Annotated in this window: 5 protein-coding genes, 11 tRNA genes and 1 pseudogene; 16 read left to right on the top strand and 1 reads right to left on the bottom strand. The window is 33.8% G+C overall.

Annotation, left to right across the window (positions count from 1 at the left end; translation table 11 throughout):
- Positions 1-357: 357 nt before the first annotated feature.
- From CLVI_RS12540 to CLVI_RS12550, 3 genes are all read left to right on the top strand, one after another.
- Entirely contained in the window at positions 358-1,644 is a 1,287-nt protein-coding gene (locus tag CLVI_RS12540; RefSeq protein ID WP_106060473.1) for an adenylosuccinate synthase, read from the top strand.
- Between the two features lie 78 nt (positions 1,645-1,722).
- Positions 1,723-1,905 (top strand): DUF1858 domain-containing protein, encoded by a 183-nt coding sequence (locus tag CLVI_RS12545; RefSeq protein WP_106060474.1) that lies wholly within the window; start codon positions 1,723-1,725, stop codon positions 1,903-1,905.
- Positions 1,906-1,991: 86 nt separating this feature from the next.
- Positions 1,992-2,741, top strand: a complete 750-nt coding sequence (locus CLVI_RS12550; protein WP_106060475.1) for an acyl-[acyl-carrier-protein] thioesterase — start codon at positions 1,992-1,994, stop codon at positions 2,739-2,741.
- A 52-nt stretch (positions 2,742-2,793) separates the two neighbouring features.
- Here CLVI_RS12550 and CLVI_RS12555 read toward each other — a convergent pair whose 3' ends face one another.
- On the bottom strand, positions 2,794-4,041 hold the full coding sequence (locus tag CLVI_RS12555; protein ID WP_106060476.1) for a BaiN/RdsA family NAD(P)/FAD-dependent oxidoreductase: 1,248 nt from the start codon (positions 4,039-4,041) through the stop codon (positions 2,794-2,796).
- Between the two features lie 205 nt (positions 4,042-4,246).
- Here CLVI_RS12555 and CLVI_RS12560 point away from each other — a divergent pair, with 205 nt between their 5' ends.
- From CLVI_RS12560 to CLVI_RS12620, 13 genes and pseudogenes are all read left to right on the top strand, one after another.
- Positions 4,247-4,831 (top strand): hypothetical protein, encoded by a 585-nt coding sequence (locus CLVI_RS12560; RefSeq protein WP_106060477.1) that lies wholly within the window; start codon positions 4,247-4,249, stop codon positions 4,829-4,831.
- 132 nt (positions 4,832-4,963) lie between these two features.
- Positions 4,964-5,038 (top strand) — tRNA-Glu (locus CLVI_RS12565).
- Between the two features lie 9 nt (positions 5,039-5,047).
- Positions 5,048-5,123: transfer RNA gene (locus tag CLVI_RS12570), tRNA-Val, on the top strand.
- A gap of 6 nt (positions 5,124-5,129) precedes the next feature.
- Positions 5,130-5,206, top strand: a tRNA-Asp gene (locus CLVI_RS12575).
- Between the two features lie 8 nt (positions 5,207-5,214).
- Positions 5,215-5,289 (top strand) — tRNA-Thr (locus CLVI_RS12580).
- An 89-nt stretch (positions 5,290-5,378) separates the two neighbouring features.
- A tRNA-Glu gene (locus tag CLVI_RS12585) sits at positions 5,379-5,453 on the top strand.
- Between the two features lie 9 nt (positions 5,454-5,462).
- A tRNA-Val gene (locus CLVI_RS12590) sits at positions 5,463-5,538 on the top strand.
- Positions 5,539-5,544: 6 nt separating this feature from the next.
- Positions 5,545-5,621, top strand: a tRNA-Asp gene (locus CLVI_RS12595).
- Between the two features lie 8 nt (positions 5,622-5,629).
- Positions 5,630-5,704, top strand: a tRNA-Thr gene (locus CLVI_RS12600).
- Positions 5,705-5,793: 89 nt separating this feature from the next.
- A tRNA-Glu gene (locus tag CLVI_RS12605) sits at positions 5,794-5,868 on the top strand.
- Positions 5,869-5,876: 8 nt separating this feature from the next.
- Positions 5,877-5,952 (top strand) — tRNA-Val (locus CLVI_RS12610).
- A gap of 6 nt (positions 5,953-5,958) precedes the next feature.
- Positions 5,959-6,035 (top strand) — tRNA-Asp (locus CLVI_RS12615).
- Positions 6,036-6,235: 200 nt separating this feature from the next.
- Positions 6,236-6,559 (top strand): annotated as a pseudogene (locus tag CLVI_RS12620) (PocR ligand-binding domain-containing protein); the annotation flags it as partial.
- Between the last annotated feature and the right edge of the window lie 133 nt (positions 6,560-6,692).

The raw sequence follows: 6,692 nt of genomic DNA on the forward strand, positions 1-6,692 counted from the left end.
TATTTTTTATTGTGAACAATTTAACAATAAAAAAAGAGCCCCAATAATATTAATTTAATTATTGAAACTCCGTTGTATCAAAATTTAGTTATATTTTATTATCAACATTTATTTGAAATTTGTCAACAAAATGTGAAATAATATAAATTTTAGCAATATTAATTTATATATTTAACTCTAAAATAAAAGATTACATAAGTAGATAAAATAACTTATTTAGTAGATAAAATAAAATAGAAATTGATATTATACGAATTATTTATGTATTTTTAAAAAAAATATTCGACTAATTATTGACCTATCCTATTCACTTTGGTAGTATAAAAGATGGAGATATTTCATAAGGAGGCAGCGTATATGTCAGCATTTATTGTTTTAGGGGCTCAATGGGGCGATGAAGGTAAGGGTAAAATGACAGACTATCTTGCAGAAGAGGCAGAGGTAGTTGTTAGATTCCAAGGAGGTAATAATGCAGGTCATACTGTAGAAGTTGGAGAGAGACAATACAAGCTTCACCTAATACCTTCAGGTATATTATATGATAATAAGTTAAATGTTATTGGAAATGGTGTTGTAGTAGATCCAAAAGCTTTATTTGAAGAAATAGGATACCTAGAAAAAGAAGGCGTTAAGGTTACACCAGAAAAGTTAATAATAAGCGATAGAGCTCATGTAATAATGCCTTATCATAAGTTATTAGATAAGTTAAAAGAAAAGGCAAGAGGCAAGAACGATATAGGAACTACAGGAAAAGGTATAGGTCCTTGTTATACAGATAAAATAGAGAGAAGTGGAATAAGAATTTGTGATCTTTTGCATGAAAAAGTTTTTGAAGAAAAACTAAGAGAATATACGGCTATGAAAAATGCCTATATTACTAAGGTTTATGGTGGAGAAGCACTAGATGTAGAAAGAATATTAAAGGAATATACTGAGTATGCAAAGAGAATAAGACCTTTTGTTCAGGATACCTCAGTTAAGGTATATAATGAAATAAAAGCGAACAAGAACGTTTTATTTGAAGGTGCTCAAGGAATGTTACTAGATATAGATTGTGGAACATATCCATATGTTACATCCTCTAATACAACAGCAGGAGGAGTAAGTAATGGAATTGGTATAGGTCCAAATATGATAACTAATGCAGTTGGAATAGCAAAAGCTTATACAACTAGAGTTGGTAAGGGTCCTTTTCCTACTGAATTATTGGATGAAGTTGGAGAATGGATCAGAGAGACAGGTCATGAATATGGAGTAACTACAGGAAGAAAAAGAAGATGTGGTTGGTTAGACCTTGTTATTGTTAAGTCAGCAGTAAGAGTTAGTGGATTAACATCTCTAGCTGTAACAAAAATTGATACATTAGCAGGCTTAGAAAATATTAAAGTATGTGTAGGATACAAGTTTAATGGAGACGTCATAGACTATTTCCCAGCTAGTTTGGAAGATTTAGCGAATTGTGAACCTGTATATGAAATCTTTGATGGATGGGATAATTCAGTAGCTGATGCTAGAAGATATGAAGATTTACCTGCAAATGCTAAAAAATATTTGGAAAGAATAGCGGAATTTACTGAAACTAAAATATCTATAGTATCAGTTGGGCCAAAGAGAGATCAGACCATGAGGGTAAGCGAGATTTAATTCCGACTAAAACACTTGACATTGATTCTTAAATAAAATATAATTATATTCAAGAAGTAATGATAAGAGGTGAACTATATGATAACTAAAGAAATGACAATAGGTGAAGCAATTAGAGTTGATGCAAGTAAAGCTGAAGTCTTAATGACTTTTGGAATGGGTTGCGTTGGTTGTCCATCAGCACAAGCGGAAACAATTGAAGAAGCTGCTAGGGTACATGGAATTAATGTAGACGAGTTAATGGAAGCATTAAATAAATAGGTAATTAGGATGGATATAGTATCCATCCTTTTTTTTTATATTTTTAGCTAATAATATGAAAAAATAGAAGAAAGAGGTGATTAGAAATGTCCAACAATTTTACTAAAAAGTATGAAATAAATTATCATGATGCTGATTATAGGTTAAAATGTAAATTATCATCTATAGTAAATTTTCTATGTGATGTAGGTAATAATCAATCAGAAGTTTTAGGGGATACAATACAAAATCTCATGGAGAAAAATAGTGCATGGGTATTTTATAAATATGATATAAATATGTTCAAATATCCGAATTATAGGGATGTTATTTCAATAAGAACAGAGCCTATAGGATTCAAAAAGTTTTACGCTTTTAGGAAATATTATATTAGTGGCGAAAATGGAGAGCTTCTAGGAGAAGCGGTAGCTTTATTTTTCATGATTAATTTAGAAAAAAGACGGCCGATGAGAATTCCATCAAGAGAGTATGAATTATATTCAATCGGAAGTGATCTTGAGAAGAACATTGATATGGAAGATATTGTTAAAGTTCAAGGTGAAGATTATTTTAAGGAGTTCAATACTAGATATAGTGATATAGATTCTAATGGACATGTTAATAATGTAAAGTATATACAATGGGCTATAGAATCTGTTCCCCTTGATATTGTAAAGGAATATGAGATAAGGAGAATTAAAGTTGTTTTTGAAAAAGAGACAACCTATGGAGATACGGTTCATGTATCTGCTACAGTTCTTAAGGAAGATGAGAAAAATATAATTACTGTTCATAGTATAAAAAGTAAAGATGGCAGGGAAGTAACTAAGTTAGAAGCAATTTGGACACGGCAATAATGTATTAAACATTAGGTACAATCAAAAAATAACAGACCAATATATTGGTCTGTTATTTTTTTTCATGTGCTGTATTCCCTACTAAGATACCAGAACTCCAAGCCCATTGAAGATTAAAACCTCCACAATCTCCATTAACGTCTAGAATTTCTCCACAAAAATATAAATCATTAACTATTTTTGATTCTAATGTATAAGAATTAACTTCTTTAGTATTAATTCCACCTACAGTAAGCTGGGCATTATTAAAACCATTTGTGCCAGTGCATAAAAAACTCCATTTCTTAAGTCTTTCACATAATAAATTTTTAGATTTCCAGTCTAAGTCACCACAACTTTGGTGAATGTTATAAATTCCAATATTCTTTAATAAAGGAGGAATAAGTTTTTTATTTATTACACCAATAAGAGAATTAGATATACTTCTATGAGAAAAAACAGAAAGATGATCTTGAATAAAATTATTGACACCTTCCTGAGAATTTTCTGGAACCATATCTACTATAAGGGTAACCTTTTGTTTCATTTCTATTGCCTTTGAGGCAATGGAGGATAGTTGTAGAATAGGTGGACCAGATATTCCGTAGTCTGTGAAAAGAACCTCCCCTACGTCCTCTCTAATCAAGTTATCATTAATATATACCCCGACTTTTCCATTGAATTTAACTCCAGATAATGCTTTTAAATGAGGATAGTCTAATTTAAGTTGAACTATTCCTGGCACTGGTTTAATTATAGAATGGCCTAGGGACTTCGCCAATTTATAACCAGATCCATCAGATCCCGTCTTTACAGCGGAACTACCTCCAGTTGCTAAAATAAGTTTTCCACAAGAAAACGAAGGAAATTCTTCGTTAGTTGTGGATAGTTTAAAATCTTTTCCCTTATGGATAGAATTAATTTTGCAGTTTGGGTACAAAGGAATTTCTTTTTCTTCAAGAGCAAATCTAAAAATATCAATAACAGAAGAAGCCTGAAGAGAAACTGGATAAAGCTTTCCATTGTCTAATTCTACTATTGGTAAACCTAAAGATAAAAAGAAATTTTTAGTATCATCTATTGTAAAGTTATCTAAGCAGTCCTTAAAAAAATCATTATTTGAACCATTATATGCAGTATAAGGAGAACAAACATTAAGGTTAGAAATATTACATCTACCATTTCCTGTAGTTAATATCTTTTTACCTATTCTATCAGTTCCTTCTATTATCGCAACATCTTTTCCTAAGTCTTTGGCACGAATGGCTGCCATTAATCCAGAAGCACCGCCACCAACTATTAATATATCATGATGAATCATATTAAATATCTCCTTATTAATTGAAAGTGCAAAAGCGAGAGTTCAAATTTTATATTTAGAAACTCGAAATTTCACACAGTAATTTTATATTCGTTACTTGAACTTACCCAGCGAGTGCATACGAGTCGGGTTTCCTTTAAATAAAGTTTAACATAGTAATATTAGCTATGAAAGAGAGGAATAATAAAAAATGAGGTGATTATTTATGAAGGTTAAAGTTATTGGAGAAATTCAAGAAAAGGGCAGTGAATTTAAGGTTAGAAGAATGACATATAAAGGAGTAATTGTTAATTATCCAACGGGAACAGGTTTAAATAATTATGACTATAAAGATGTCGAATTAATTGCTGAAGGAGAGATAGATGAGTTCATAATTTCAAATAGAGAATTCCTAAAAATAAAATTAAACAGAGGAATTTCAGTATTCTTTTACAAGGCTCTAAAGGATTCATTAGAAGAGGAAATAGATGAAGATTTAGGATCATTTAATCTGCTTAGAGATAGATATATTGTCAATAAGAGAGGAATATGGAATAAGGAATTAATATGCGTAATAAATGATAAATTTCCAGTGAAAGTAAGGGCATCTGGACAAAATTTTAAAAGAGATGGATATAGTTTGGAGGTTAATACTATAGAATTTAATGCTTTCTTAGAATCTTCTGAAATAGAAATAAATAAAATTAATAAGGAAATTAAAGGAAAAGAAAAACTATTAGCGGATTATAAAAAGGCAATAAATGATATTGGCAAATTAGATGTGGATACTTCAAAACAACTAATACAATAGGGTAGAAAAAAGTTGATAAAAACAAAATTACAGACAATTTATAAAAAATGTGTTGACACTCTTAATTAATTTCTGTATTATAGTCTATGTGGTCAAAGCCAAACAAATTCGGTTAAGACATGACAATATTAAGGCTCCTTGGTCAAGCGGTTAAGACACCACCCTTTCACGGTGGTAACAGGGGTTCAATTCCCCTAGGAGTCACCATTATACTTTGGGCGCATAGCTCAGCTGGGAGAGCACCTGCCTTACAAGCAGGGGGTCATAGGTTCGAGCCCTATTGTGCCCACCAAGGTATGACTCAGTAGCTCAGTTGGTTAGAGTGCCAGCCTGTCACGCTGGAAGTCGAGGGTTCGAGTCCCTTCTGGGTCGCCATTTAAATTGCTGGCATGGCTCAACGGTAGAGCAGCTGACTTGTAATCAGCAGGTTGTAGGTTCGATTCCTATTGCCAGCTCCATTTAAGTGATAGTCCAAATCTATGATTTGGATACTAGAACTTACTCAGCAAGCGAAAGCGAGTCGAGTTTCATTTTTAAATTATATTAAGGCTCCTTGGTCAAGCGGTTAAGACACCACCCTTTCACGGTGGTAACAGGGGTTCAATTCCCCTAGGAGTCACCATTATACTTTGGGCGCATAGCTCAGCTGGGAGAGCACCTGCCTTACAAGCAGGGGGTCATAGGTTCGAGCCCTATTGTGCCCACCAAGGTATGACTCAGTAGCTCAGTTGGTTAGAGTGCCAGCCTGTCACGCTGGAAGTCGAGGGTTCGAGTCCCTTCTGGGTCGCCATTTAAATTGCTGGCATGGCTCAACGGTAGAGCAGCTGACTTGTAATCAGCAGGTTGTAGGTTCGATTCCTATTGCCAGCTCCATTTAAGTGATAGTCCAAATCTATGATTTGGATACTAGAACTTACTCAGCAAGCGAAAGCGAGTCGAGTTTCATTTTTAAATTATATTAAGGCTCCTTGGTCAAGCGGTTAAGACACCACCCTTTCACGGTGGTAACAGGGGTTCAATTCCCCTAGGAGTCACCATTTACTTTGGGCGCATAGCTCAGCTGGGAGAGCACCTGCCTTACAAGCAGGGGGTCATAGGTTCGAGCCCTATTGTGCCCACCAAAGTATGACTCAGTAGCTCAGTTGGTTAGAGTGCCAGCCTGTCACGCTGGAAGTCGAGGGTTCGAGTCCCTTCTGGGTCGCCAAAAAAAGCATCAATTAAATTTGATGCTTTTTTTATATATAAAATTATATTTCCAGTAAGACATTATAAGAAAATTAAAGTATATTTGAATATAAGTCGATATATAGGATAATGGCATAAAATGTCGAATTAAAGAAATTAAGATACTTATGCTGCATAAATAGAAAATTAACTAAATCAATATATAAAGTGAGGTAGAATATGAATAATGAAATCGAAAAAAGAAGTATAGTAAATTTATCGAATATTCAGCTCAAAGATGTTTTAGATCTTGATCTTTTACAGAGATTTCAGGATAATTTTGCTGAAAGCATGGATATTGCGAGTGTTACCGTAGATATTAATGGAACTCCAGTCACAAAGCCCAGTTCTTATACTAGTTTCTGTCAAGATTTTACTCATTCTACGACTACTGGTGATAATAGATGTGCTCAATCCCATAAAAAAGGCGGGGAGGAAGCAGCAAGGACTGGCAAACCATACGTTTATACCTGTCATGCGGGACTTATAGATTTCGCAGCTCCTAGTGCGCCAGCATGGGCGTGCACTAATCGGTGAAAGTCCGTAATGGAGGCTGATAGTGCCAACCATTTAGCTTAAGACAAGGGTGTCCATTGTGAGGTGGAATCTGAAGGAAGTCGGCGGCAAACCTTTGGTC

This window comes from Clostridium vincentii, from assembly GCF_002995745.1.
In the GTDB taxonomy this organism is placed as follows: domain Bacteria; phylum Bacillota; class Clostridia; order Clostridiales; family Clostridiaceae; genus Clostridium; species Clostridium vincentii.

Bases quoted from the DNA above. Each gene is read 5' to 3' on its own strand.
- CLVI_RS12540 (WP_106060473.1), top strand. From the start codon at position 358: ATGTCAGCATTTATTGTTTTAGGGGCTCAATGGGGCGATGAAGGTAAG.
- CLVI_RS12545 (WP_106060474.1), top strand. From the start codon at position 1,723: ATGATAACTAAAGAAATGACAATAGGTGAAGCAATTAGAGTTGATGCA.
- CLVI_RS12550 (WP_106060475.1), top strand. From the start codon at position 1,992: ATGTCCAACAATTTTACTAAAAAGTATGAAATAAATTATCATGATGCT.
- CLVI_RS12555 (WP_106060476.1), bottom strand. From the start codon at position 4,041: ATGATTCATCATGATATATTAATAGTTGGTGGCGGTGCTTCTGGATTA.
- CLVI_RS12560 (WP_106060477.1), top strand. From the start codon at position 4,247: ATGAAGGTTAAAGTTATTGGAGAAATTCAAGAAAAGGGCAGTGAATTT.